Annotated in this window: 21 protein-coding genes and 2 pseudogenes; 17 read left to right on the top strand and 6 right to left on the bottom strand. The window is 51.9% G+C overall.

Translation table 11 applies throughout. The annotated features are described in order from the left end of the window. The first annotated feature begins 86 nt into the window (after positions 1 to 86). From ACHZCX_RS02530 to ACHZCX_RS02515, 4 genes are all read left to right on the top strand, one after another. Complete coding sequence (locus tag ACHZCX_RS02530; protein ID WP_319585664.1) at positions 87 to 1,748, top strand: arylsulfatase; 1,662 nt, start codon at positions 87 to 89, stop codon at positions 1,746 to 1,748. Between the two features lie 156 nt (positions 1,749 to 1,904). Beyond that, the gene (locus tag ACHZCX_RS02525) at positions 1,905 to 3,113 is read left to right on the top strand and encodes an outer membrane protein transport protein (protein ID WP_319585663.1); all 1,209 of its coding nucleotides are present in this window, start codon (positions 1,905 to 1,907) and stop codon (positions 3,111 to 3,113) included. A gap of 214 nt (positions 3,114 to 3,327) precedes the next feature. Continuing rightward, the gene (locus ACHZCX_RS02520) at positions 3,328 to 3,636 is read left to right on the top strand and encodes a hypothetical protein (protein ID WP_319585662.1); all 309 of its coding nucleotides are present in this window, start codon (positions 3,328 to 3,330) and stop codon (positions 3,634 to 3,636) included. 641 nt (positions 3,637 to 4,277) lie between these two features. Continuing rightward, a complete protein-coding gene (locus ACHZCX_RS02515; RefSeq protein ID WP_319585661.1) occupies positions 4,278 to 6,269 on the top strand; it encodes a PAS domain S-box protein in 1,992 nt (663 codons plus the stop codon). 148 nt (positions 6,270 to 6,417) lie between these two features. On the opposite strand, the gene ACHZCX_RS02510 is transcribed toward ACHZCX_RS02515, so the two are convergent. After that, a complete protein-coding gene (locus ACHZCX_RS02510) occupies positions 6,418 to 6,723 on the bottom strand; it encodes a hypothetical protein (protein WP_319585660.1) in 306 nt (101 codons plus the stop codon). Positions 6,724 to 6,945: 222 nt separating this feature from the next. Beyond that, on the bottom strand, positions 6,946 to 8,448 hold the full coding sequence (locus tag ACHZCX_RS02505; RefSeq protein WP_319585659.1) for a sigma 54-interacting transcriptional regulator: 1,503 nt from the start codon (positions 8,446 to 8,448) through the stop codon (positions 6,946 to 6,948). Between the two features lie 1,393 nt (positions 8,449 to 9,841). Here ACHZCX_RS02505 and ACHZCX_RS02500 point away from each other — a divergent pair. The 7 genes and pseudogenes from ACHZCX_RS02500 to ACHZCX_RS02470 all read left to right on the top strand — a co-directional run. Next, the gene (locus ACHZCX_RS02500) at positions 9,842 to 10,039 is read left to right on the top strand and encodes a hypothetical protein (protein ID WP_319585658.1); all 198 of its coding nucleotides are present in this window, start codon (positions 9,842 to 9,844) and stop codon (positions 10,037 to 10,039) included. 105 nt (positions 10,040 to 10,144) lie between these two features. Continuing rightward, positions 10,145 to 10,555 carry a hypothetical protein gene (locus ACHZCX_RS02495; protein WP_319585657.1) on the top strand — a complete coding sequence of 137 codons (411 nt, stop codon included), beginning with the start codon at positions 10,145 to 10,147 and terminating at the stop codon, positions 10,553 to 10,555. Positions 10,556 to 10,669: 114 nt separating this feature from the next. After that, positions 10,670 to 11,494: a hypothetical protein gene (locus tag ACHZCX_RS02490; protein ID WP_319585656.1), complete on the top strand. Its 825-nt coding sequence runs from the start codon at positions 10,670 to 10,672 to the stop codon at positions 11,492 to 11,494. Between the two features lie 162 nt (positions 11,495 to 11,656). Further along, positions 11,657 to 13,045 (top strand): cardiolipin synthase, encoded by a 1,389-nt coding sequence (gene cls, locus ACHZCX_RS02485; RefSeq protein ID WP_319585655.1) that lies wholly within the window; start codon positions 11,657 to 11,659, stop codon positions 13,043 to 13,045. 49 nt (positions 13,046 to 13,094) lie between these two features. Next, entirely contained in the window at positions 13,095 to 14,024 is a 930-nt protein-coding gene (locus ACHZCX_RS02480; protein ID WP_319585654.1) for a hypothetical protein, read from the top strand. A 126-nt stretch (positions 14,025 to 14,150) separates the two neighbouring features. Next, a complete protein-coding gene (locus ACHZCX_RS02475; protein ID WP_319585653.1) occupies positions 14,151 to 14,342 on the top strand; it encodes a Thivi_2564 family membrane protein in 192 nt (63 codons plus the stop codon). 224 nt (positions 14,343 to 14,566) lie between these two features. Beyond that, a pseudogene (locus ACHZCX_RS02470) lies at positions 14,567 to 15,322 on the top strand (glycoside hydrolase); the annotation flags it as partial. A gap of 71 nt (positions 15,323 to 15,393) precedes the next feature. On the opposite strand, the gene ACHZCX_RS02465 reads toward ACHZCX_RS02470, so the two are convergent. After that, positions 15,394 to 16,541, bottom strand: a protein-coding gene (locus tag ACHZCX_RS02465; protein ID WP_319585211.1) for an IS3 family transposase whose coding sequence is annotated in 2 segments (ribosomal slippage) — positions 15,394 to 16,283 and positions 16,283 to 16,541 — 1,149 coding nt in all. Because the reading frame shifts where the segments join, the coding sequence is not laid out codon by codon here. Positions 16,542 to 16,610: 69 nt separating this feature from the next. Here ACHZCX_RS02465 and ACHZCX_RS02460 point away from each other — a divergent pair. From ACHZCX_RS02460 to ACHZCX_RS02435, 6 genes and pseudogenes are all read left to right on the top strand, one after another. Continuing rightward, positions 16,611 to 17,120: pseudogene (locus ACHZCX_RS02460) on the top strand (alpha/beta fold hydrolase); the annotation flags it as partial. A 210-nt stretch (positions 17,121 to 17,330) separates the two neighbouring features. Beyond that, positions 17,331 to 17,495, top strand: coding sequence for a hypothetical protein (locus tag ACHZCX_RS02455; RefSeq protein WP_319585650.1), 165 nt, complete (start codon positions 17,331 to 17,333; stop codon positions 17,493 to 17,495). A gap of 135 nt (positions 17,496 to 17,630) precedes the next feature. Next, the gene (locus ACHZCX_RS02450) at positions 17,631 to 18,038 is read left to right on the top strand and encodes a hypothetical protein (protein ID WP_319585649.1); all 408 of its coding nucleotides are present in this window, start codon (positions 17,631 to 17,633) and stop codon (positions 18,036 to 18,038) included. Between the two features lie 140 nt (positions 18,039 to 18,178). Beyond that, complete coding sequence (locus tag ACHZCX_RS02445; RefSeq protein ID WP_319585648.1) at positions 18,179 to 18,373, top strand: ferredoxin; 195 nt, start codon at positions 18,179 to 18,181, stop codon at positions 18,371 to 18,373. 151 nt (positions 18,374 to 18,524) lie between these two features. Next, positions 18,525 to 21,959 carry an aminotransferase class I/II-fold pyridoxal phosphate-dependent enzyme gene (locus ACHZCX_RS02440; RefSeq protein WP_319585647.1) on the top strand — a complete coding sequence of 1,145 codons (3,435 nt, stop codon included), beginning with the start codon at positions 18,525 to 18,527 and terminating at the stop codon, positions 21,957 to 21,959. A gap of 91 nt (positions 21,960 to 22,050) precedes the next feature. Beyond that, complete coding sequence (locus ACHZCX_RS02435) at positions 22,051 to 22,995, top strand: SPASM domain-containing protein (protein ID WP_319585646.1); 945 nt, start codon at positions 22,051 to 22,053, stop codon at positions 22,993 to 22,995. A 94-nt stretch (positions 22,996 to 23,089) separates the two neighbouring features. Here ACHZCX_RS02435 and ACHZCX_RS02430 read toward each other — a convergent pair whose 3' ends face one another. Genes ACHZCX_RS02430 through ACHZCX_RS02420 form a run of 3 tightly spaced genes read right to left on the bottom strand, consistent with a single transcriptional unit; the run spans position 23,090 to position 25,936 of the window. Next, positions 23,090 to 24,205 carry an ABC transporter permease gene (locus tag ACHZCX_RS02430; RefSeq protein ID WP_319585645.1) on the bottom strand — a complete coding sequence of 372 codons (1,116 nt, stop codon included), beginning with the start codon at positions 24,203 to 24,205 and terminating at the stop codon, positions 23,090 to 23,092. Beyond that, positions 24,202 to 25,158, bottom strand: a complete 957-nt coding sequence (locus ACHZCX_RS02425) for an ABC transporter ATP-binding protein (protein WP_319585644.1) — start codon at positions 25,156 to 25,158, stop codon at positions 24,202 to 24,204. The genes ACHZCX_RS02430 and ACHZCX_RS02425 overlap by 4 nt, the downstream gene beginning before the upstream one ends. Before the next feature lie 52 nt (positions 25,159 to 25,210). Further along, entirely contained in the window at positions 25,211 to 25,936 is a 726-nt protein-coding gene (locus tag ACHZCX_RS02420; RefSeq protein ID WP_319585643.1) for a 4'-phosphopantetheinyl transferase superfamily protein, read from the bottom strand. Positions 25,937 to 25,952: the final 16 nt, after the last annotated feature.

Below are 25,952 nucleotides of genomic sequence, written 5' to 3'. Positions count from 1 at the left end.
TCAACAATCAGCTCCAGGAAAGCATCAACAGTAAAGCACGAATTGCGATGAAGGCAAGACAACCCCAAAAGACAGAAGGAGGAAGCATGAACACAAATCAGAAGCCCTCGAGATGGAATATCTTTAGAGGCAAGAGTACCTCGAAAAGCCTGGTAACCGGGCTGTGTATCGCTGGTGGTGTGGCCCTTGCCGCCAGCGCCTTGCCGTCATGGGCAGAGGCGGCGGCTCCTGCCGAATTCAAGAAACCCAATATCGTTGTCATTATGGGGGACGATATCGGCGTGTGGAATGTCAGCGCCTACAACCAGGGCATGATGGGCTACCGGACGCCCAACATTGACAGCCTTGCCAAGGAAGGTGCGTTGTTCACCGACTTCTATGGTCAGCAGAGTTGCACCGCTGGCCGCGCGGCATTTATCACCGGCCAGAGCGGTTTCCGCACCGGTCTGTTGAAAATTGGCATGCCCGGTGGGAAAGAAGGTCTGTCCCCGAAGGACCCGACCTTGGCTGAGTTACTCAAGCCCCTAGGCTACATGACCGGCCAGTTCGGCAAGAACCACCTCGGCGACCTGAACGAGTTCCTGCCCACGGTGCACGGATTCGATGAATTTTTCGGCAATCTCTACCACCTGAACGCCGAAGAAGAGCCGGAGAATGCTGACTATCCGAAGGACGCCCAGTTCAAAGCGAAGTTCGGCCCGCGCGGTGTCATCGAAAGTTTCGCGTCGATCAAGGATGATCCCACCGTGGATGGGCGCAATGGTCGCATTGGCAAGCAGACCGTCAAGGATACTGGCCCGCTCACCAAGAAGCGCATGGAGACTATCGACGAGGAGGTCACCGCCAAAACGCTCGATTTCCTGACGCGCGCCAAGAAAGCCGACAAACCCTTCCTCTGCTGGTATAACACCACCCGCATGCACATTTGGACGCATTTAAAAGCGGGCTCGGAGGGCAAGACCGGCCTAGGTATTGCGGCGGATGCAATGACTGAACATGACGGCATGGTCGGGCAGGTACTGAACAAGCTCAAGGAATTGGGCCTCGACGAGAACACCATCGTCATTTACACCTCCGACAACGGGGCCGAAGTCTTTTCCTGGCCCGACGGCGGCACTACCACATTTCGTAACGAGAAAAACTCCAACTGGGAGGGCGGCTATCGTATGCCGGCGCTCGTCCGCTGGCCCGGAGTCATCAAACCCGGTACGCAAATCAACGACATAACCTCGTTGGAGGACATGGTGCCCACTTTGATGGCAGCCGCTGGCGAGCCTGACATCAAGGAGAAGTTGCTGACCGGCTACACCGCAGGCGACCAGACCTACAAGGTGCATCTCGACGGTTACAACCTGATGCCTGCGCTGCAGGGGAAAGATGCATGGCCGCGTCATGAGTTCTTCTATTGGAACGACGGGGGTGATCTCGTGGGCCTCCGCTATGATCGTTGGAAGATCGTCTTCCAGGAGCAACGCGCCCATGGCTTTGATGTGTGGCAAGAGCCCATGGTGACCCTGCGCATGCCGAAGCTCTTCGACCTGCGCGCCGATCCGTTTGAACGTGCCGACCACGAGTCCATCGGTTATGGCAAATGGCGTGTCGAACATGCCTACGCACTCCTGCCTGCTGCGAACTACGTGGGTCAGCATCTATCCTCCTACGTGGCATTCCCGCCCCGGCAAAAGGTTGGCACCTTCGGCCTCGAACAGGTACTGCTGAAATTACAGGAAGGCACTGGCAAGGAGTAGCCTTGATCTTGCAGGAACGCTGAATTGAACCACCGGGCCACACCCAACCAATCGGGTGCGGCCCGGTCCCACAATGATTATCACTGCAAGGTCATAAGAGTGAAATCTTCAACCACTACGGTAGGGATCTTCCGCGCAGACGCACTGAGGAAAAATATGATAAATACAAAAATGGTTCGGCCGCTAATAGCTTTGGTTCTATTAGCCCTTGCAGGTCAAGCAAATGCAGGCGGTCTGTATCTGTATGAGTTGGGCACCGAGGATCTCGGCCTCGCCAATGCCGGCAGTGCTGCCCGTGCCCAGGATGCGTCGACCATTGCCAGCAATCCTGCCGGCATGACCCGTCTGCAAGGCAATCAGATGGTAATCGGGGCACAACTCTTATATGGGGATTTGGAATATGAATTGAACGACTCCAACCTGAATGGACCGGGTAATATCGTCGGCTGGCTGCCAGGGAGCAGCCTGTTTTACAGCCATAGTGTCAGCGATGACCTGAAACTCGGCATGGCCCTGTATGGCAATTTCGGCCTGAGCATGAGTTTTGATGACAATTGGTCGGGGCACAATTTGGTGAAGGACGCCACCTTGATGGGTCTCACCCTCCAACCTTCCCTGGCCTATCGGATGAGCAATAAATGGTCGATCGGCGCAGGATTGGGAATCAATTATGGTATCTTCTCACTCACCCGAGATAAACTGGCGGTTTTCGGCGGTGACGAAGTCGAATTAGACGATACTGATATCGCCCCCAATGTAAAAGTCGGCGTTTTGTTTGAGCCGTCGGCGCGAACCCGCCTTGGCCTGACCTATACCAGCAAGGTGGATTACAACTTTGATGTTGATGCAAACGGCACTTTGCCAACTGGCAGAGCGTGGTCACTCCCGATTAACGCCATGTTGGATGCACCGCAACAGATCATGTTCAGTGCGGTGCAGGTCCTCAACGACCATTGGTCACTCCTGGGCGAACTGGGGTGGCAGGACTGGAGCACACTCAGCGAGATGGAAATCACCGTCGGTCCAGTTACCCAAACATCCAGGCTGGATCTTCAGGACACCTGGCATGGTGCCTTAGGTGTCCAATATCAACTGACAGCCGATACCCGACTGAATTTCGGCGTTGCCTACGATACCAGCATGTACGACGATCAAGACAACATCTCGTTTGTCTTACCTTCTGGCGCTGCCTGGCGATTCGGCACCGGCGTGCAGCGGCAACTCAGCGAACGCTCTTCCCTGGGTGTAGCTTTTGAATACTTATTGATGGAGGATGGTAAGGCAGTCAACCCGGAAGTGCTGGCCGGAAGTTACGACAACCCACAAATGTATTTTATCTCGGTCAATTACAGCTATCGATTCTAAAAAAGGCGGCGCAAAGTTGCAGGTCTCCATCTCAATCAACAGAATGAGGAACAGTTTTGGCACAGGTAAACCGGCAGGCCTTCGCAGGCTATCGTCAATGGAATCAATTTGAGAAGACCTTTTGGGGGGACTGTCGGTCGTTGTTTTTTGTCTGATCAGTGCAGCGACGACGATCGGAATAGCCTGGGCCGAGCCTGGACAAAATCTTGGAGCCGTGGACAGCAAGCAGATCGAGGGAAGCTGGGTTCGGACTGATGGCGGATACATCCTGCAACTGAAAGATACCAAGGCGGACGGAAGCCTGACTGCAACCTACTTCAATCCCCGGCCAATAAATGTCTCCAGGGCGGAAGTAATGCGCAAGGAAGGAGCTCTCACCCTATTTGTGGAATTGCGTGACGTCAACTATCCAGGATCAACTTATACGCTGAATTACGATCCCAATACAGACAACCTAAATGGGAACTATTTCCAGGCGGCCATTCAGAAAACCTTTGCGGTTGAGTTTATTCGGGCCAAGTAAATCATGCTGTTATCAACATTTTCTGTTTATGCTATCCGAGCAGCATTTTCTAAAAATATAAGTCAAAATAACGAGAACTTTTAGAATCGAAGTTGTCGGCGACCTAGGACGAACATGGGCTGGGTTTAACTCTATCAAAAACTAACCTAAAAATATCCTCGCCGTAAAATCCCTTTTTGTCCTGACGACGTACAAAATATTTATCTTCCAAAGGCCGACCGACGCCCCCCTGCCGATTCCTGCTTGCAACCGTGTGTCGTGGGCACGTGACTCGACTCTCGCTGACCGTCTAATTAATGAATTTAATCCTTGGTTGGACGAATATTGGATTTTGCTTTGACGATACCAAGGCCGGGCCGGCAGAAAAAAGTAGTGCCAATGAAATGTAACCTTTTAATTACAGGTTTTTATCGAAAAAAAACAATGTGAGTTTGCACTTTTGACATGAATGTTGGGGTTAACCCTATTTGCTCCGCACTCCTTGGAATATTCCGGCCATTTTCGCGGGTATGAACCTTCCCGGCAGGCACGAGAAGTCGAACCAATGCATCAATGAACCAGAGGCCGCGCATTGCGGCATCTTCCTTAGCTGAGCAGCCACGCTCCTTCGCCGTTGGGCAAGGAAACGAGGGTTAGAAACTATGACAGACACACCTATTGCCAACCAACTCGCCTCCCCCGACACTGACCTCCATCGGCAAATAGCCCTGCTGGAAAAAAAACTGCACCAAGAGGAGGCAATCAGACAGACGCTGCAAGATTCCGAGAAGCGTTACCGGCGGCTCTTCGAATCGGCCCGGGACGGTATTTTGATTCTTGATGCCGAAACGGGTAAGGTGGTTGATGTCAATCCTTTCCTGGTGCAGTTACTTGGTTTTTCGTATGACGAGTTGTGCGGCCAATTTATCTGGGAACTCGGCGTGTTCAAGGACATTGCCGCATCCCAGGAGGCATTCAAAACGCTCCAGGAGAACGAATACATCCGCTACGAAGATTTGCCGCTGGAAACCCGTGCGGGGCTCCCTATTGCCGTGGAGTTCGTCAGCAACGTCTACCTCGTGGACCACGGCAAGGTGATTCAGTGCAACATCCGCGACATCACCGCTCGCAAAAGGGCCGATGCCGAGCGCAAGCGTTTACAGGCTGCCATCAAGCAGGCCGGCGAGGGTATTGTCGTGACCGATGTCAAGGGAAACATCGAGTTCGTCAATCCGGCTTTCGAGCAGATGACCGGCTACAGCCACAATGAGATCCTCGGTCGAAACCCGCGCATCCTCAAGAGTGGCAAACATGACGAACTTTTTTATCACGAGCTCTGGGAAACCATCTCCAGCGGTCGAACCTGGGCTGGCCGCCTGGTCAACAAACGCAAGGACGGCAATCTCTACAGCGAAGAGACGACGATCTCGCCAGTGCTCGACGCTTCGGGACACATTGTCAACTATGTGGCTGTCAAACGGGACATCACCGAGCAACTTAGGCTGGCGGCCCAGTTTCAACAAGCCCAGAAAATGGAGGCGGTGGGTTTGCTGGCGGGGGGCGTGGCTCACGATTACAACAATATGCTCAGCGTCATCCTCGGATACGCGGAACTGGCCCTGGAAAAGGTGGCTCCGGGTGAGCCTCTGCATACCGACCTTGAGATCATCATCACGGCGGCGAAACGTTCCGCGGCTATCACCCGCCAATTATTGGCTTTTGCTCGCAAACAGACGATTGTCCCTGTGGTGCTTGACCTGAACAAGACCGTGGAGAGCATGCTCGACATGCTCCGCCGTCTTATTGGCGAGGATATTGATCTGGCCTGGCTTCCCAAAGCAAACCTGGGCTCGATCAAGATGGATCCCACGCAGGTCGATCAGATCCTGGCCAATCTCTGTGTCAACGCCAGGGACGCCGTTACAGGGATTGGCAAGATCACTATCGAAACCAGGAACGCTGTTTTTGATGCGGCCTACTGCGCTGATCATTTTGGGTTTGTCGAAGGGGCGTATGCGCTGCTGGCCGTCAGTGACGATGGTTGCGGCATGAACAAGGAGGTCCTGGATCACATTTTTGACCCCTTTTTCACCACCAAGGGAGAGGGCCAAGGGACCGGTCTGGGGCTTTCCACGGTGTATGGCATAGTTAAACAAAACAATGGATTTATCAACGTCTACAGCGAACCAGGGAAAGGAACGACCATTAAAATCTACCTGCCCCAGCATCTGGATAACGCTGTCATTACCTGGCAGAGCAAGGCCTTGGACATTCCCTTGGGCCAGGGAGAAACTGTACTGGTGGTGGAAGACGAACCGGCGCTCTTGATGATGGCACAAACAATGCTGCGGAAATTAGGGTACCAGGTGTTAGCTGCGGGGACACCGGGCGCGGCTATCGAACTCGCCAAGGAACATGAAAGTGAGATACACCTTCTACTCACCGATGTGGTCATGCCCGAAATGAATGGCCGGGACCTGGCAGAATGGCTGCAAACTCTCTATCCCGGCATGAAGATTTTGTTCATGTCCGGCTACACCGCCGAAGTAATCGCCCACCGGGGTGTCCTGAAGGCGGGCGTAAACTTCATTCAAAAACCCTTCGCAACAAAAGATCTGGCGATCAAAATACGGGAAGTGCTGCAGGAGCATTGAGCCGGGGCGGCATAGGGCCCAAAAAAATAGGGATTCCCTAAGGAATCACCACAAGCAAAACAATTCTATTTTTTACCGTTTAATATCCGCTCCCTACAATAAGATTGTTGCTCGTCCTCTTAATGTAGGTGTTTTTCTCTTTGTCCTTTCATTCGTACTTAACCCATCCTCCTTGAGGAGTTGCAGCCTTTACTGCCTCATAGATGGGCATACCTTCGACTTTCAGATCCTTCCCGGCCAAAGTTGGATGCACTATGAGTTTTCCTTCCGCTTCCATGATGAAAGCATAGGGTGTGTACGCATCAGGGGCAAAGCTTGCTGCGCCCTTGCCACCATTAATGGCAGCAACAACTGCATCCACATTTTTACTGATAGCCTCTTTATCCGCGGAATAAGCCTGCGTAGCAAAGAGAACTACCCCGACCATGTACAGCAGGACCATTAATCGTTTCATTTTAATCCTCCAGGTTGGTTGAATATCGAAATCTTGCCCTATGCAAGTTTTCGAAAGTCACAAAGGTTGATGGTTTCGCAAAAAGTCGAATTCTGTCAATTTCGACGAGCACAGCGAGGAGAAATCTCATAATAATTCTAGAGATTTCTCTCTACGCTCGAAATGACACAACCGAGTGTTTTCCTTTTTTACGAGTTCATCAAGGTTGATCAAGAGATGAAATTAAAATTTCTGGATATTGAGTTTGCTCATTCGGGCACGTAGGGTGCTACGGTCAAGGCCGAGGATTTCAGCGGCACTGCTTTTTCCGCTTATTTTCCACCTGGTCTGCTCCAGCACTTGCAGAATGTAATCCCGCTCAACCGCAGCCAAGGTTTTGGAAATTGTACATAACTCCTTAGATGGTTTTTTGAGTTCATCAGCCAGGCGCAGTTTAGGACCCGATGAGTTGATCACCGCACGTTCGAGGACGTTTTCTAGCTCCCGAATATTTCCAGGCCAATGATAGTGTTGCAAAGCATCCATGACCCCCGTCGGAATGACTTCAATGGTTTTCCCCATCCGCTTGGCAATCTTTCCCACGTAAAACTCCACCAAAAGCGGGATGTCGTCCTGGCGATCCCGAAGCGGCGGCATGGTGATCGGGAAAATATTCAACCGGTACCAGAGATCTTCCCGAAAACGACCCTTACGCACTTCCTCTTCCAAGTTGCGGTTTGTCGCGGCAATAATTCGGGTGTCAACTTTGATAGTATGGGTGCTGCCCAAGCGTTCAAATTCGCCATCCTGGAGCACTCTGAGCAGTTTCCCCTGGAGTTCGAGGGGCAACTCTCCGATTTCATCGAGAAAAAAGGTGCCGCCGTTTGCAACCTCGAAACGACCGATGTGTTTGGCATGGGAACCCGTGAAGGCCCCTTTCTCATGACCGAACAATTCACTCTCAATGAGGTTTGCCGGCAATGCGGCGCAATTCACCTTGACCAGCGCCTTGTTTTTACGCAGGCTCAAGTCGTGAATGGCCCGGGCAACCAACTCCTTGCCGGTTCCCGTTTCGCCCAAGATGAGGACCGTGGTATCGCTGCTGGCTATTTGCTCGACCTTATAGAGCACATATTTAAGGCCATCGCTTTGGCCGACAATTCTCTCATGGTTGTTTTCGAGTTTAATCTCTTCCTGGAGATAGGCCCGTTCCGCTTCCAACTGTTCTTTGAGAGATTGTATCTCTGCAAGGGCGTCTTCAGCGGCTTGTCGTCTTTTATCCGCCTCTTCCTGTGCGGAAACACAATCCACTGTTCGTTGTTGAACGAGTTCTTCAAGATTTCTTTTATGCAATTCGTTGTCAGTGACATCCTCAATAGACAAAAGGATGAGTTGAGAGACGGCCGATTTTCGATATAAAACCCGGCTGGCATTGAGGTGCATAATTCTTCGGCCGATACATTCAAAGTCCTGCTCGACGACAAAGTCATTCATCACCGCATTGTCAAGAAGGACAGCCTCAAGCGATTCTTTCAATTTGGGGATATTCCATGATTGACTCCCAAGTTCAAAAAGTGATTTCCCCTCGGTCTCAGTGGGTTCACTAACAAACTTCAGGTAATAGTGACGATTGGCTTTGACAACATTCAAGTCGTAATCAAGCACCAGGAGCGGTTGGCGAATCGAACCAAGGATGTTGAAAAAAACTTCAACAAAGACGGGTCTCCTCGATTTACCGTCTATCATCTGATGTTCACCCTTCTCAGAAAAGTTTAAAATGTTCACATGTTGCCTGTGTGGTTGTTTTTTAAACCTGACCTCGGCGAGACTGCCTGAAAAATCGCCATTTTGTGTCTCTTTCTTCAATATGCAGCCTGGAACATAATCGGCACATCTTGATTGGCCCGGAACCCTGCCTTTCCGATGGCGGGGCAAAGCCGCTTCTGGTTGATTGTCTTCACTGGTCATGCCAAAACTCCTTCACTCGACCGGTCTTTTTCTTTCACCAGTTCGGTTGTTACATTTGCATGCGCCTGATCGGCCTCATAGACCAATAGGGGGGACGTCATGAGCAATCTATTACGCACGGAACGACAGAGTGCCGACCATTCAGTTAGGTTATAGCAAGCTCTGGGCCCGATTAACCGATTGTTTTTTCAAATCGAATTTTATCTTTATTATAGAACACATACTGCGGTTTCAATAGAAACGCCGAATGAAACATCGTCGGAAAAGACTGTAACAACGCAACATAATCGTTGCATCGAAACATCTCTATTTTGCAGATTCGCCTTCAAGTGCAGCCTTGTTTTCTTGGATGCCCATGAGAAAATGGTTCTTCTTTATCAAGCGAAAAAAAACGCTTCAAACAAGGAGTATGAGATGAATTATTTGAAATAATTTAGGAATTGGGTGAAAAATTCGCAAGAGGTGAAAACTTGATCGAACATCCTAATTTTGCGAAAATTTGAGGGGCAACCAGGTGTTCCTGAGGTCAATTTCACCCCCCCCACGCACGCGGCCAGCAGGATAAAAAAAATTATTTTGTGCAAGGCCTTCTGCAGAACAAAACTCTTTTATCGTGCACTCAACCGGGTGCTGATGGCCAGGAAAGAGCCTTCTCTTCCCAATTCCAAACGGAAAACATAAACAACAACATGTTGATATCACGTGAAATTAAAGCGTACTCGGCTATCTCTCCATTGAAAAGAGCCTGCGTTCAGCGTGCTGAAACTGCCGCCTCCCCCCATGCCGGAGATGAGAAGTTTGAGAAAGGCTCTGGATAGGCGGCGCTGTCTCATCATTCACCCTGCCCTGCTCTATCGCAATCTGCAGGCCGCCGCCTCTTTGCGCTGCAGGAATCAAAAACCTCATTCCTTTCCTTTTCAACAAGCATCTCAACAAGATTAAAAAGGTCACATATGACCACAGGTTATATATGACCTTTTCCCCACGGCTATTAATGCCAGTTGCTGAATGTTTATCCAGATCATAATTTCTTTAAAAATCACATCGATGCAGACAAGAGGTTGATCGATCTCATCTTGGCGTAAATATTGAAATGTAAAAGGTGATGGACAAGAAGGTTCTCGTAGAGAGAATTGCTTTTCACCACAATCATCTAAAGAGGATACCCGTTATGAACAAGAAAAATTTCTTTGCCCCGTTGTATCTCGTTATTTTTGTCCTGTTCGCCACCATGGTGGGCTGTTCTTCCAAAGACCAAAAATCAGGAGAAGTCATTGAGAGAAGATCGAGCACCAGCACGAGCACGACTATTGAAAATCCGGTGATGCAAGAGAAGAAAACCACCACCACGACAACTGAAAGTCGATAAACGGCGAAGGGCCAAGCTCAGGAGCATGGAGGGAGGCTGGGGATGGTGCAGAGAGCATAAAGGCCTTCCAGCGGGCACCATACATTTTTTACAATGGAGAATATCATGAACACGTTGAAATCATACATCATTGCATTAACCATTTTGGTTTTGCCATGCGGGGTCTTTGCCCAACAGCAAACCATGACCACCGTCGACACGATCAAGTCGACGGAAACCGCTGGCACAATCAGCGAGATGAGTCCCGACACCATAGTGGTTCGCACAGAAACCAGTTCGTCTCCGATGAACTACAGCTCCACCAAAAGAACAACCTATGTTGACGAAACCGGTGCGCCCGTCTCGGTGGAAACGGTTAAATCCGGCCTGCCTGTGACGGTATACTACACCCGCGAAGGCGATCGCATGATCGCTGACAAGGTAGTGGTTCGGAAAACCACCACAACGACAACCGAACAACCTGGCATGCAAGAGAAACGGACCCGCACCTCAACAACCACTGAAACCAAATATTAATCGGGACAATACCGAAGCCGGTATCCTGCAGGGCATTCCCTGCAGGATGTCATCTTTGGGGAGTAATGGACATCACTCTGAAAAAACCGCATCGTTCTTGGAGACCGAGAAATTATGATCAGAGTTGCAACACTGAACAACAGCAATGAACAAGGTACTTCAAGCGCTCATCGGCAAGAACGCATCGAACAATTACGCTTGGCTGAAATCGATATCCTGTGTTGTCAAAACATCCGGCGCGCAATGGACAACGGTGCGGACGAAGCCCAAATCATTTCGAAATCGTTATCGATGAGCTGCAGCTGTTACGCTGCAAGCCACTCTCGGCAAAACGAAAAGAATCAAAAAGCGTATGATGCCGGTGGCCTTGCCATCCTGACCGGAGCCGGGATATGGACACTTAACAGCGGTAGTTTTCAGAGAGCCGGAGAGTCGGAAGGAGTGAAGGAAATCGTCCAGTTCGCACTTGTCCGCCAAAAAGGTGCCTCAATATTGGTCCTCAATCTGCAACTTTGCGGATCAAAACAATCGCAACTGCTGCAATTGCGTGCCCTTTTCTCTCATCCAATGCTCAAGGAACGATACGGGGCCGTGATCCTGTGCAGTGACCGGTATACCAAACTCTCTGCCAAGGAGTTGCAGGCCATCACGAACAGGTCAAGCTACGTCTCGCACAGTTCGCCGCCTTCGGCTTCATGCCCAAGCGGAGAGGGCCTACTCTGGATCCTCGCTGCCAGCAAACAGCCGGTCGCCTCCGTAACCATCGGCAACCGGCAAACAAACCTCTCTCTTGAATTCGAGATGAATCGAATCTCACCAGATAAAACCCACAAGCCCTGTTACTTACCCATGTCATTCCAGGAACAGTGGACCGGATACAAGCTGAGCGCCAAGCCTTCACCACCTGAATCAATCGCCGCTGGCGGCCTCCAGGGTTAACGGAAGGGGAACCAAAGCAGTCGACAAAAAGAATATATTTTTAGACGATTCCTCTTTGCAAGAGTTCTCTCACGCCTGCCGAGATGAGCATTTTTTGACTTTTCGCAGAGGCACAAGAGATAGGTATCGGCATTCCAATGGCCGCAGAGGCATCATCAAGGCATGAAAACCATCAATGCATACTTCCTGATTCTTTTGTTAATTGGCGTCGTGAGCCTCGATAGTGGCTGTGCGACCTTGCCGAATGTTTCCAAAGTTATTGATGAGGCGCCAACGACCCGGCAATCTCCACAAATCGCAACAGCCAAAGGGATACTCTCTCCTCAAAATAGCAAAACTATCATGGAACGGCTGAAGAAGTCGGTCAATCCTACGGACATCCTGGAACGCCATGCTGCCGTAGTGGAATCGGTTACCGAAAGTCCACTGACCAAAGGGAACAAAGTCACTTTGCTCGCCAATGGCCAGGCGGCCTATGCTGCAATGTTGCAAGCCATTCAGCGGGCCAAAGATCATATCAATCTTGAAACCTATATCATTGAAGACGATGCAGTGGGCCGCACCTTCGCCGATCTGTTGCTGCAAAAACAGGCAGAAGGCGTCCAGGTACGTCTTATCTATGACAGCGTCGGCAGCTTAAATACCCCAACCGCCTTTTTTCAGCGCTTGCGGAGCGAGGGCATTCAAGTTGTCGAATTCAACCCAATCAATCCGATGAAGACCCATGGTCACTGGCTTATAAAGAACCCGGACCACCGCAAAATGCTGATTATCGATGGCAAAGTCGCCATTGCCGGAGGAATCAACATCAGTTCGGTGTATTCAAGCAGTCTTTCCGGCAGCAGAGTCAAAGGATCGTTGCTGCCCTGGCGCGACACCGATGTCCAAATTGAAGGCCCGGCAGTGGCTGAATGCCAAAAATTGTTTCTTGATACCTGGCAGAAGCAGAACGGCCCAGAGACTTCTGCACGCAATTATTTCCCTGACCTGAAGGAAGCGGGGAGTGCCCTGGTGCGGATCGTCGGCAGCACACCGGGCCAAGACAACAGAATAACGTTTGTCGTTTATGTCTCTGCCATAACGTTTGCAGAACATTCGATCCACCTGACCAATGCCTATTTTATCCCCGACGACCAGATACTGGACGCTTTCACTGACGCAGCCAGGCGCGGTGTTGACGTCAAGATCATCCTCCCTTCAACCACCGATTCCTCCATGGCTATAAACGCCGCCCGGTATAATTATTCCGCGCTGTTGCAGGCTGGGGTGAAGATATATGAACGTCGTAACGCCATACTTCATGCGAAAACAGCAGTCATTGACGGGGTTTGGTCGACCGTTGGTTCCACCAACCTCGACTACTGGAGCCTTTTAAGCGATGACGAAGTCAACGCTCTAGTCCTCAGTCGCGAGTTTGCCGTCGAGATGGAAAAGCTCTTTGCCGAGGATCTCGCGGAATCCGACCAGATTCTGCGGGACAAATGGGAGAGAAGACCTTTATCGCAAAGGGTCAAAGAATCGTTTGCACATTTATTTGAACAATGGATGTAAATTCTCTCGCATTGCATTGTTATTATTATAAATATTTAAAGAAAGTCGGATGAAGACGATCAAGATTCCCCTAAAATTACTCCTATTTCCGGTTGCCGTGGCGATTCTGTACCTTGCTGGTTTCGCTCTTGCGGCCGAGAGTCCTGGTCAAAGTGAAATCATCTTGCTCGACACCTATTACAGAAATGTGACCAAATTGGAGACCAGCAACTTCGGTCGTCCTCTTTACCTCGAGTCGGTTGAACAAGACAACAGGATGCAGGTGGATGTCTATGGAATCTTCGATTACCCCTTCGACATCGTTGCCAAGGTGCTTGATGTACCCGAAAACTGGTGTGACATCGCCTCCCTTCACCCCAACGTCAAAGCATGCACCTACAAGGAACGAGCCGGGAAATGGCTGCTCACCTTTTACCTCGGTCGAAAAGACAATCAACCACTGGAAGATACGCACCAAATCATCTGGCATTACCGGGAGGTTGAGCGGCAGCAGGGATATCTGGATGTCGTCATTTTTGCTGATCAAGGCCCTTACGGAACCAAGAACCACAGTATGAGATTCGAGGCTTTGCCCCTCGACGGGGGAAGGACTTTTGTCCATGTCCGTTATGCATTCAGCGATAGTAAGGCGCTTCGCCTCGTGGCAAAATTCTATTTTGCAACCTTTGGGCGGGACAAGGTCGGATTCACAGTGACCGGAATCAACACTGATGGCGATCCCGTTTATATTGGTGGACCGCGCGGCGCGATCGAACGGAGTGCCGCCCGATACTATTTCGCGATCCAATCCTTTATGAATACGTTGCACTACCCTGAAGCAAACCGTTTCAACATGAGAATAAACGATTGGTATAATTTGACAATTGCGTGCAGAAAACAACTCTTCGATCTCGAGAAGAAGGAGTATCTCCTTATTAAGACATCAGAACATAGTCATCAAGTAGCTCTCCAAGCTCGGATCGGAGCGGCCCTGCAGTGAATCCCTGGGCCTCAACTCTCTAACGCTACACGAAAAGAAAGCAAGCACATGGTGAGAAGTAATTTGGATTGTACCCGCTTGGGCCCTTAACCAAGGCTCAAAACTCAACTAACAAGGAGACATGCTATGCCGTTAATACAATTAGTCATTATTTTGGTCGTTGTTGGAGTGATCCTCTGGGTAATCAACAGCTACATTCCGATGCAGTCCACTATTAAAAAGATTCTCAATGCTGTTGTTATTATTGCAGTGATTATCTGGCTCTTAAGTGTGTTCGGACTTATCGGAGACATTTCAGCTATTCGTATTGGAAAATGAAAGGCACTACCATAAATTCAATGGAGGGAAGAGAGATTTCGGCATGAAAAGGCTAATAATTCATGCACATGAACACTCACATCTTTTAGTCATTCCGGCTTGCCAGTCCCCAAGTGTTGGGGATTGGGCCAAGTCTGTTGTATCCGGTGGAACTTTCTTCAATTCCGAATTGTTCGAAATGAACAGAGTGACATCCTTTTGAGCATTCGTAAAATGGAGTCGACATGAATAACCGATTTGTTTGTATTCACGGACATTTCTATCAACCACCCCGGGAAAGCCCCTGGTTGGAGGCCATTGAAATCCAAGATTCAGCGTTTCCATACCACGACTGGAACGAGCGAATTACGGCCGAATGCTACGCTGCCAACGCTGTGTCAAGAATCTGGGACACCAAAGGACGAATCGCCCAACTGGTCAACAATTACGCCAGTATAAGCTTCAATTTCGGCCCTACGGTTTTGCTCTGGATGGAGAAGTTTGCCATCGACGTTTACGAGGCCATTCGTGAGGCTGACAGGCAGAGCATGGAAAAATTCTCAGGTCACGGATCGGCATTGGCCCAAGCCTACAATCATATGATCCTGCCGCTGGCAAACACCCGTGACAAGCAAACCCAAATTATCTGGGGAATGAAGGATTTCGAATACCGCTTTGGACGGAAGCCCGAAGGGTTGTGGCTCCCGGAGACAGCAGTTGATCTCGCCTCCCTGGACGTTCTGGCCCAGTACGAAATTGCCTTTGCGATCCTTTCTCCCAGTCAGGCGCAGCAGGTTCGCCCCCTTGAAGGAAAAGAATGGCACGATGTGCGTGGGGGAAAAATCGACCCCGGCATGGCTTATAGGGTCTCGCTCCCATCAGGCCGGTCCATGAGCCTGTTCTTTTACGACGGTCCCATTTCACAGGCTCTGGCCTTTGAAGGATTGCTCGACAACGGCGAGGCTTTTGCCAACAGGCTGCTGTCCGCGTTCCCTGATGAGGTGGTCGGGGTTTGTGAGACATCCTGAGGTGTGAAATAAGCAATGTTGCTTTTATTATACAGTTACAGGCCTCAGGCTGCCTTGCTCAATTGTTCGATTCGTTTTGAATAAGCCTCATTTGGAGTCTGCTTGTCAAGTGACGAATGTTTTCTTTTCTCATTATACCAGCCGAACCAGGAAGTCAGATCCTTGACAAGCTCAGTTCCCGTTTCGTATGACTTCAGGTAGATCCTTTCGTATTTCAGGGTGCGCCAAAGTCGCTCGATAAAGATATTGTCCTTGAATCGTCCTTTGCCGTCCATGCTGATTTTGACGTTCCAGGCCTTGAGGACTGAGGTGAACGCTTCGCTGGTGAATTGGCACCCCTGATCAGTATTGAATATCTCAGGAGCGCCATATTTAAAGAGAGCCTCTTTCAAAGCCTCAACGCAAAATCTGGTGTCCAGAGTGTTGGATAGTCGCCAGGCGAGAACCTTTCTGGTGGCCCAATCCATGATCGCGATCAGGTACATGAAACCCCGAGCCATAGGGATGTAGGTGATGTCAGTCGCCCACACCTGATCGGGCCTGTCAATGGTCACTCCCCGGAGCAGATAGGGATAGACCGGATGCTTCGGCTGTCGCCTGCTGGTGCCCGGCTTGGGAGCTAAAGACTCGATGCCCATGACCCGCATTAAGCGACGGACACGACCTCTTCCCACCACGAGTTCGGGAGTTGTGAGGTGATCAGCAAAGGAACGGCTCCCCATCCAGGGGTGCTCAATATAGAGTTTGTCTATCCGGGCCATCAGTTCCAAATCACCAACACGTAGACCGAAGCCAAGGCCGCGGTAATAGTTGGAACGAGGCAGTCCGAAAAGCTGGCAGCAACGCTGAACAGAAACTTCAGGATGTCCCATAGCGATCACCTGTTGTTTCTGCGCCCGGCCAAGTTCAGACCGGGCAGATTGGCTAAAAAATCGTTCTCAACCTTGAGCTTGCCGATCTGACGGTGGAGCTCGGCCACTTCGGCCTCATGGTTGACTTCTTTCTTCTTGCCCTTGCCAAAAAGCTCAGAAGCGTTCTTGGTCAGATCCTGCTTCCAGCGGGTGATCTGGGTCGGGTGAACCCGGTACTCAGTAGCCAGTTCAGCCAGAGTCTTGGACTCCGACAGTGCGGCCAGGGCTACTGTGGCCTTAAATTCTGCGCTGTGACGTGGACGATGAGGTGGGTTTGACATTGAACTTCTCCTTGCAAAATAGGTTGGTTCATTGCTTATACACCTGTCTCAATAATCGGCACCTCTTCAGTCGGCCGTTACGGTACAAGTCGTGTGGCCAAGGTCGTCCTGATCGGGTCGGTGACCCCGCTGATGCTGAAAACGGACGCCAATCCCGGCGGCTTGCCGATTGATGTGTTCGACGAGATCCGCGCCAATGTCCTTGCCGATCGCTCGCAGTTTTTCAAGGATCTCACCCTGCCGTTTTACGGCGCCAACAGGCCGAACGTGAACGTATCACAAGGGCTTCGGGATTCGTTCTGGCTCCAGGGGATGACTGCTGGTTTCAAGGGTGTCATCGACTGCATCAAGGCCTTTTCCGAAACCGATTTCACCAAAGATTTAGAAAAGTTGGACGTGCCGACCTTGATCCTTCATGGTGACGACGATCAAATCGTCCCGATCGGGGCCTCAGCCCTGCTGTCGTCCATGATCATCAAGAAGGCCACTCTGAAAATCTATCGCGGCGCCCCACACGGCCTGTGCTCGACTATCAAGGATCAGGTCAATGAAGACCTGCTCGCTTTTTTCAAGGTCTAAGGGCTTTTCACGCCGTCTCTGACTCGAGCTGCATCGGAGAAACTTGGACAGATTATGAAAGAAGTGCGGAAAACAGCATAGTCACAATCCAGGTGAACATTGGAGATGGGCTGAAACACCTGAGATCAGCGCAAGAAATACTCGTTATGGATGACGAGGAGGTGACCCTTCAAGTGGTCGAAGCCATGCTGGAGAACCTCGGGTACCAGGTTGAAAGGGCAAAACGATGAAGAAGCTCTAGCAAAATATATCGCTGCAAGCCAATCGGCCAAGCCCTTTGACGCCGTCATCATGGATTTGAATGTGCCCGGCGGCATGGGGGGCAAGGAAGCGATACAGAAGCTTCTTGCAGTTGTGATCCTCAAGCCAAGGTGATCGTTTCAAGCGGCTACTGTTACGACCCAGTTATGACTGATTTCAAAAACTATGGATTTAAAGGCGTAGTTGCAAAACCATATCTGCTTGCAGGGTTGAGTGAACAGATGCGCAAACTGCACATGGAGGACAAATATGAATAGACATATTATTCTCATAGAGTCCTTCGTGAATGAAAAATGTGAACTTTTAAAAAAATTAGAACAATCAATTTCTTCACTGGAAGAAAAATTAAAAGAGGGAGAAGCGAAGAGAGAAATCTGCACCGACGAATGGTGCATTGCCACCAAGTACGCCTTGGATGACATCGCACAAACACTCTATTCGATCAGTGACCTGAGCTGGGTAACCGAAGAGGACGCACAAAACATCAGCAACCTTCGCCACAGTATCTCTCACTTAAACGCCAAGTACAGGGATGTGTTGACGGAAAGCCGTCCTGCGCCTCCAGTCTTCTTGCCGGCAAAAACGGTGTGGATGATGAAGGAGGAAGGGAGCGTAAAATCGGAATGCCTTGTGAATGGAGAGAAGGGAACGCCATAGCCGGTGCCCATGGTGAATGGCAGAGACAGCCGACGATATGACCGAAGCTCGCTTCCAAAGCGCCCACGGAGCACGCAGGCAAAAAAACCAGCGAGAAGACCCACTCAAAGGGGAATTCAACACTTTTCAGGAGGTGAGTGATGCTCGAAGTACGGATAGATCAGGAAGAATGTATCGGTTGCGAAACGTGTGTTGAATTATGCCCGGATGTTTTTACTTTCGACTCCGTCCAGAATAAGGCCTATGTCAGCACCCCCGAAGGAGGCGATCAAGAATGTATTGAAGAGGCCATTGCTTCGTGCCCGGTGAGTTGCATCACGGTGGAAGAGACCTGAGACAGGGAGATCGATACAGCAGGATAGCTCACAACACGTTGCAATAACTGCATGCAGTGATGATTTCTTGTTTCTTCGCATTTTACGGTTGACTATTGAAAGACTCAGATCGGCTTGATGACAACAAGTTGCTCTGATCTATAAGGAAGAAATGAACATCAGCACGAAAAACTATACAAGTCATGCGCATCAGTCCAGTTCAAGCGCAAAGATTCTCCCCATTGGGCTGCCGAACATGATTGAACTGCTGCGCCAGAGGGTCCAAGAACACCGGGAAAAAACCGTCTACACCTATCTCAATGATGGAGAATCACAGGAGACCAGACTGACCTATGGTGCATTGGAACGGAGGGTACTCGCTATTGCAGCACATCTCCAATCTTGCATCTCTCCAGGAGAGCGAGTCCTTTTGCTCTACCCTCCGGGCATTGAATTTCCCGCAGCCTTCTTTGGTTGCCTCTGTGCGGGCATGGTCGCCGTGCCCGCCTACCCTCCCCATTCCAAACAATTCCTGGCAAACCTTCGATCAGTTGCATCTGACGCAGGAGCCACGGTCGCGCTCTCCATGGCCGCTACTCTGGCAGAGTACCAAGGCCAAATAGAGCAGACGCCCGGACTCATGTCGCTCAAATGGATAGCAACCGACACTCTTCCCGACGACCTGGCAAAGGGGTGGCAAGAACCTTCCCTAGGTCCGGACGCTCTCGCTGTTCTCCAATACACTTCCGGTTCCACGGGAAATCCCAAGGGGGTCATGGTCAGCCATGGCAACCTGCTCCACAATTCAGCCGTCATCCACGCAGTTTTTGGGAATTCACCGAATATCCGCGCTGTCATCTGGCTGCCCCCGTACCACGACATGGGATTGATAGGGGGAATTATCCAGCCCGTTTTCGCAGGTGCAGAGGTAATCCTGCTCTCGCCGGTTCATTTTATCCAAAAACCGCTACGCTGGCTTATGGCTCTCTCACGCTATAAGGCTACGACCAGTGGCGGGCCTAATTTTGCCTACGATCTTTGTGTTCGCAAGATTACGCCGGAACAGAGATCAGGTCTTGACCTGAGGAGTTGGGAGGTCGCTTTCAACGGTGCCGAGCCGGTCAGGGCGGAGTCGCTCCGCCGCTTCACCGAGGCATTCGCACCCTGCGGGTTTCGGAAAAAAGCCTTTCTCCCCTGTTATGGTCTTGCAGAAACAACCCTTCTTGCCTGCGGATGCAACAAGAGCTCCGAACCGACTTTCCTGCGTGCGGATGCACAGGCGTTGAAAGCCGGCCGCATTGTTCTGGCGACAGCAGACAGAGAGCACGACTTCGAACTGGTCGGCAATGGGGGAACACCCGCGGACCATGAGATTGTTATCGTCGACCCGAAGCAGCAAGTTCCATGCGAGAACGACACGATCGGAGAAATATGGATCGCAGGGCCCAGCGTTGCCCAAGGATATTGGAATCGGCCCGATGAAACGGAAGAGACCTTCTGGGCACGGTTTGCCGATACGGGGGGTGGTTCCTTTCTGCGCACGGGAGACCTGGGTTTTATCCATATCGGGCAGCTCTTTGTTACCGGTCGCCTCAAGGATCTCATCATTATCCGGGGCCTCAATCACTACCCCCAAGACATCGAGAGGACCGCGGAGAGAAGCCATGAGGCTTTGCGTGCCGGCTGCGGGGCGGCGTTTGCGGTAGAAGTCGAAAATGAAGAACAGCTGGTGGTGGTGCAGGAAATTGAGCGATCATACATCAGAAAACTTGATGCAGAGACCGTCATCGGAGCCATTCGCCAAAGCATCAGCCGAGAGCATGGCATCCAGGCATACGCCGTCGTGCTCATCAAGACCTCCAGTCTTCCCAAAACGACCAGTGGCAAGGTCAAACGCCGACTGTGCCGGGAGTATTTCATCCAGGGCAATTTGGATGTTGTTGCCGAGTGCGTGGGATACTCGCGAAAAATTGAGTCTGAGTCACCCTTCCAGGCCTGGGAAAAAGCTGACAACCTGGAGACAGAAAACGCGGCGGAGCACATCTATGCCACCCAGTCTTCCATAGCAAAAATGGTGTCGGTGCTTCTGAAAATTTCGTTCTCCAAGGTGGATGTCCACGACCCTCTGAATACAATGGGTATCGATTCCTTGATGGCTGTCGAATTGAAAACGGCCATAGAGGAAGACTTGGGATTCGAGATTCCGGTCGAAGCGCTCTTTATGGGCGCGAGCATTGCCGATCTGGCGGCGCATGTTCTCTGGTTGGGGACGTCGGGAGGAGGGCTTTGGACCAAAGACGGACCGTTGGCAAAGGTGCTTTCCTCCGGCCGTCAGTCCGGAGAGCCGGTGGAAAGGATCTGCGCCCATAAAAAAGCTCGTGATGTGCAACCTGAGTGTTTGCCGTTTGTGGATTTCCCCGAATACCGGAACCTGCAGCAGATCTTGCTGGGAATGAAAACGCGAGGTATCGACAACCCATACTTCAGGGAACACGAGGGGGAAAATTCCAGGGGGACCAATGCAACATGTCGAGAGAACATCACATTCTCCAGGTACAATTACCTGGGGATGTCCGGAGATCCGGTCATCTCGCAAGCGGCCAAAGAAGCCATCGACCGCTACGGCACCTCGGTTTCGGCAAGCCGTATTGCTTCAGGCCAACGACCACTGCATCGTGAAATTGAGAAAGAAATTGCCGGTTTGATTGGAACGGAAGACAGCCTGGTTTTTGTGAGCGGGCATGCCACCAACGTGACCACGATCGGCCATCTGTTCGGCAAACTCGACCTCATCGTGCATGATGCCCTGATCCACAACAGCGTTCTCCAGGGATGCCAGCTCTCCCAGGCAACGCATCTTTCTTTTCCGCATAATAACTGGCGGGCTCTGGACAAGATTCTCAAAGAGTCGCGCCCCCATTTCCGCCGCGCCCTCGTTGTGATTGAAGGCGTCTACAGCATGGATGGCGACATCCCGGAACTGCCTGCCTTCATAAAGGTCAAAAAGCGGCACGGCGCCTTTCTCATGGTCGACGAGGCTCATTCCATCGGCATCTTGGGCAAAAATGGCCGGGGTATCGGCGAGCACTTTGGCATCAATCCTGCCGAGGTGGAACTGTGGATGGGCACCTTGAGCAAATCCTTTGCCAGTTGCGGGGGATACATTGCCGGGTCCGGAGCCCTCATCGAATACCTGAAATACACGGCGCCGGGTTTTGTCTACAGCGTGGGCATGTCGCCGCCCAATGTCGCAGCAGCGTTGGCCGCCATTCGCCTGCTCAAGAAGGAACCCCAACGGGTGGCACGTCTGCACGAGCTCTCTGGCCTTTTTTTCAGGCTCGCCCGGGAAAGAGGCCTGAATACCGGTGCCTGCAGCAGCGGCTCCCCTGTCATTCCCGTGATCGTCGGCGATTCCATCAAGGCGATACGACTTTCTCAAGCCCTCCTCCGGCAAGGGATCGATGCCCTGCCCATGGTCTATCCGGCTGTTCCTGACAACTCGGCCCGTCTGCGCTTTTTTGTCAATTGCACCCATACGCCCGAGCAGATCCGCTTAGCACTGGATGTCGTTGCCCCGGAACTGGAAGCCCTGCACCAAAAAAAATGACTAACAACAACGTCCCGCTTCTTCCTTTGGCTTTGAAACGGCTGGCGTTTGGGCTTGAGTTGACAACACCCCCATTGCGCAAGGAAGCACTATGATTCTCAATGCACGGGACAAAATTGCAAGGTTCCTGCTGTCTTTGGCCAGAACCCCTCTGCTTTATTATCCCTACTACCGCTTCCACCTCCCCTGGCCCTCGCAACTCCTGATCGAGAATACCAACTGCTGTAACGCACAGTGTGTTATGTGTCCCCGGGACACGCTTACCCGCAAACGCGGCTTCATGGAGTTTGCCTTATTCGAAAAAATCATGACCGAACTCTCCGGCGCGCGCCGAAAACCCGTTGTTCATTTGCACGGGTTTGGCGAACCGCTTCTGGATCCCTTATTGCCTGAACGAATCAAGCTCGCAAAGGCCTGCGGGATACAAGAAACCTACATTGTCACTAATGCCTCGCTCCTGTTCCCCGAGACAGCACGATCACTCATTCTTGCCGGTTTGGATGCGATGAAAATCAGTTTTTACGGCACCGACGAAGCCTCGTATAACGCCACCATGCGACAACTGGACTTCAAGGTGGCGCTGCAAAACATCAAAGATTTTATGCGGATACGGAAAGAACTGAAGAAGAGCAATCCGAAGTTGATCCTGCAATACCTGCCTCAGGAAACCAACGGGGCCAAGACGGCCGAGTTTCAATCGCTGTGGCGCTCTTTGCCCGATAAGATTGCCAGCGACTGCCTGAATATCAGCTCGTTGGATAACTTTGGTGGCGGAAAGTCGTACAACCCGGTGGGAGAAAAAATCGTGTCGGTCTGTTTTTATCCCTGGTCAGCCCTGTCGGTGCTCTGGGACGGCCGTGCGGTAACCTGTTGCGTTGATTACAATGGCGTTCAGGACGTCGGTGATGTCAACGTCCAGAGTATCCGAGAAATCTGGAACGGGCCGGTGCTGACCGGGATCAGAAAAAACTTTGGCAAACTTGATTACAGCGGCTTTCCAACCTGCCTGCGCTGCGATTGGGTCCACAGGCGCTAGGCGAATGCCTGGTTCGGCAATGCGGGAACCGCTTCCCTAACCCATGAGCGAAACTCCACTGTTCGTTCTTCCCCTTCCTCTCAGGGCCATCTTCTCACTTCCCCTCCTCCCATTGGGTAACTGTCAGACCCAGAATGAAGACCACAGCCGCGAACGCCCCAATGATCGCAGCGTTATGCAGCGCGGTCACACTGTCGTGCAACACCATGGATGCCCGCAGGCCTTCGTTGAGATAGTACAGCGGCAGCGTCTTGGCGAACGACTGCAGGAAGTCCGGCATCATCTCCAGGGGGAAGAAGCTCCCCGAGAGGAACATCATCGGGAACATGATGGCATTGGCGGCTGCCGAGGCGCTCTGAGCCTCCTTGACGAGGCGGGTGAGGATCATCCCTATGCCGACGAACGAAAAAACGTCCAGCACAATGAAAAGCGGCAGCCAGGCGTTGATGTTCAATTGAACACCGAACACCGCGTAGCTGACCAGCAGCATGAGGGTGGTGGATATGACCGCCAGGATGCACTGGTGGAGGATATTTGACAGTATCCAGTCGGCACGGGTGATGGGCGTGGTGGCCAGCTTTCGGATGATCCCTTTCTGCCGCAGCTCCGTGTTGACATGCACGGTGCCGAACAGGCTCTCGGTCATGATCGCCATGGCGATGATGCCGGGGATGAAGAACTCGAGAAACCGGTATTTCCGGGTGTGGATCGATACTTCCGCTGTCCGGATGAACGGCGGCTTTGCGGACAGCTCCTGGTTCATCGCGGCGAAGACCCCGTTGAGGATCTGCATCTTTTCCACCACCGAGCTGGAGCTGGGGTCATACACATACCTGAGGGTAACGAAAGCGTTCCGGTCGCCCAATTGCAGATATCGCGCGAGGGATTGTTCATAGTCTTTGGGAATAACGAGGACCAGGTTCGCCTGGTTGTCTTTAGCGTACTTAGCGGCTTCCAGGGCGGGGTCGACCCTGGTTATCTTCAACTTCCCGGTAGCGGCGAGGGCCTTGGCGATCTCCGCCGAAATTTCGGTTTGGTCGAGGTCCTGCAGGCACAGGTTGAAGTGCAGCTTGTCATCGTCCATGAAGATGGTGCCGAACACCAGGATCAGGAGAATCGGGAACATGGTTGTGAAGAACATGGCCGTCTTCTCGCGGTAAAAACTCTTGAGACTCACCACCAGATTGGCGCCGACAACGCGAAGATTCATGGTGCCCCCTTCTCGCCGGCAGCGCCCTGATGGAGCGCCTCGCCGGTGAGCTTCAAGAAAACATGTTCGAGGTTGGGTTTGCGCACGTCCATACTGAGAAAAGACGCCCCTCCATCTTGGATGGCGTTGAGTATTTTCCGGATGTCATCGGTGTGTGCCACCCGCACCAGGATGGTCTGGTCGTTGGTGTTCTGGTCTGGCCGAAAGCCCATCCGGGCAATAATCTCCAGGGCTCTCGCCTCAACGGATTGGAGGGTGAGCACCAGGTAATCGGCATTGTTTTCGATGAGCTGATCGGGAGAGCCCATGGCGATGGTTGCGCCCTTGGAGATGATAGTGACCGTATCGGCAAGCAACTCCGCCTCTTCCATGTAGTGGGTCGTGAGAAAGACCGTCTTCCCCTTCTTCTTTAGGCCCAGAATGACGTCCCACACCTCGCGCCGGGCTCGGGGATCGAGCCCGGTGGTCGGCTCATCGAGAAACACGACCTCAGGGTCATTCACCAGCGCAATGGCGATGCCGAGGCGCTGCTTCAAACCTCCGGAGAGGGTCGCGTATTGCTCCTTAGCCTTGTCCGTGAGGTTGACGAGTGCTATCAACCCGTCGATATCAACATGCCGGCTGCCGAAAAGCCGCGAGTAGTACTGCATGGTTTCCCGGACCGTTATCCGGTCAAAAGAACTGAACCCCTGGGGAAGAACCCCGATACAGGAAACGATGGCGTGCTTTTTCCTGGTGACGTCCATGCCGAGCAGGCGCACTTGTCCCGATGTGGGCCTGCGGATGGTTTCGATAATCTCGACCGTGGTGGTTTTGCCGGCTCCGTTCGGGCCCAAGAGAGCGAAAACCTCACCCTTCCTGACCTTGAACGAAATGTTATTCACTGCCAGATACTTGCCGTACCGCTTGGTCAATAGTTCAACTTCGATGGCAAATTCAGCTTCTTTGATCATGCATCAACCTTCTGCCTCTAGAGAGCGTTAGCCGGGAATTCCCGCCAACATTTTATTGCGACTGCCCATGAACTAGAGCGATGGACAGCCACATCCCCTCAAGGGGATACGAACGGACCCATATGGAACGGTGGCCGCCCAGGGGGTACCGCATCAGGGCCTTTCCCAACAAGCGTACCGGGAACGTATATCCCCAGCCTCCTCCTCTTGAGGGAAAGACATGCACCTGTCGCGGCGCCACAAGGTGGAACGCGCATCCCAGGGCCTTAACCACCGCTTCCTTGATCGACCAGAGCAGGGCCGCTGCCTTGGCCAGATCTCCGCCTGTCAACCGCCCGGCATGGTGTAGCTCCTGGTCGTGAAACACCCGGTGCAATGGGTAGTTGCCCTGGAATTCGCCGTCCGCTGCCACATCGATGCCGATATCGGACCCATCCCCGCAAAGAGCGGCCCAGATCTTTCCGCCTCCCTCGCTGAAGGAGACGGCGGGACCTCGAACTGCTCCCAGCCAAAGTTGGGGACTGCCCAGGGGACCGTGAGCCACCTGAATGGGGGACGTTGCCCGGTCGAATAGATGCCGATAGAGCCAGCGGGGATTGTCCATCGCCCCCACGTGATTACACAGGGCGGTGACGAGGCGCTTCTGGTCAACAGCCCTGCTCGCCCCGCATCCGGTGCCGGTTTCGCCATCGCCGGGCAAGGAGGCATAAAATACCGGTCCCCCTTGATGAGCAAAACTGGTGGCATGAACGGTTATGTCCTGGCATTCCGTGAACATATCTAATCCCCTCTTT

The organism is uncultured Desulfobulbus sp. (assembly GCF_963662935.2).
Taxonomy (GTDB): domain Bacteria; phylum Desulfobacterota; class Desulfobulbia; order Desulfobulbales; family Desulfobulbaceae; genus Desulfobulbus.
The sequence above is the reverse complement of the archived record's forward strand: the minus strand, read 5'-3'. Positions and strand labels throughout refer to the sequence as shown.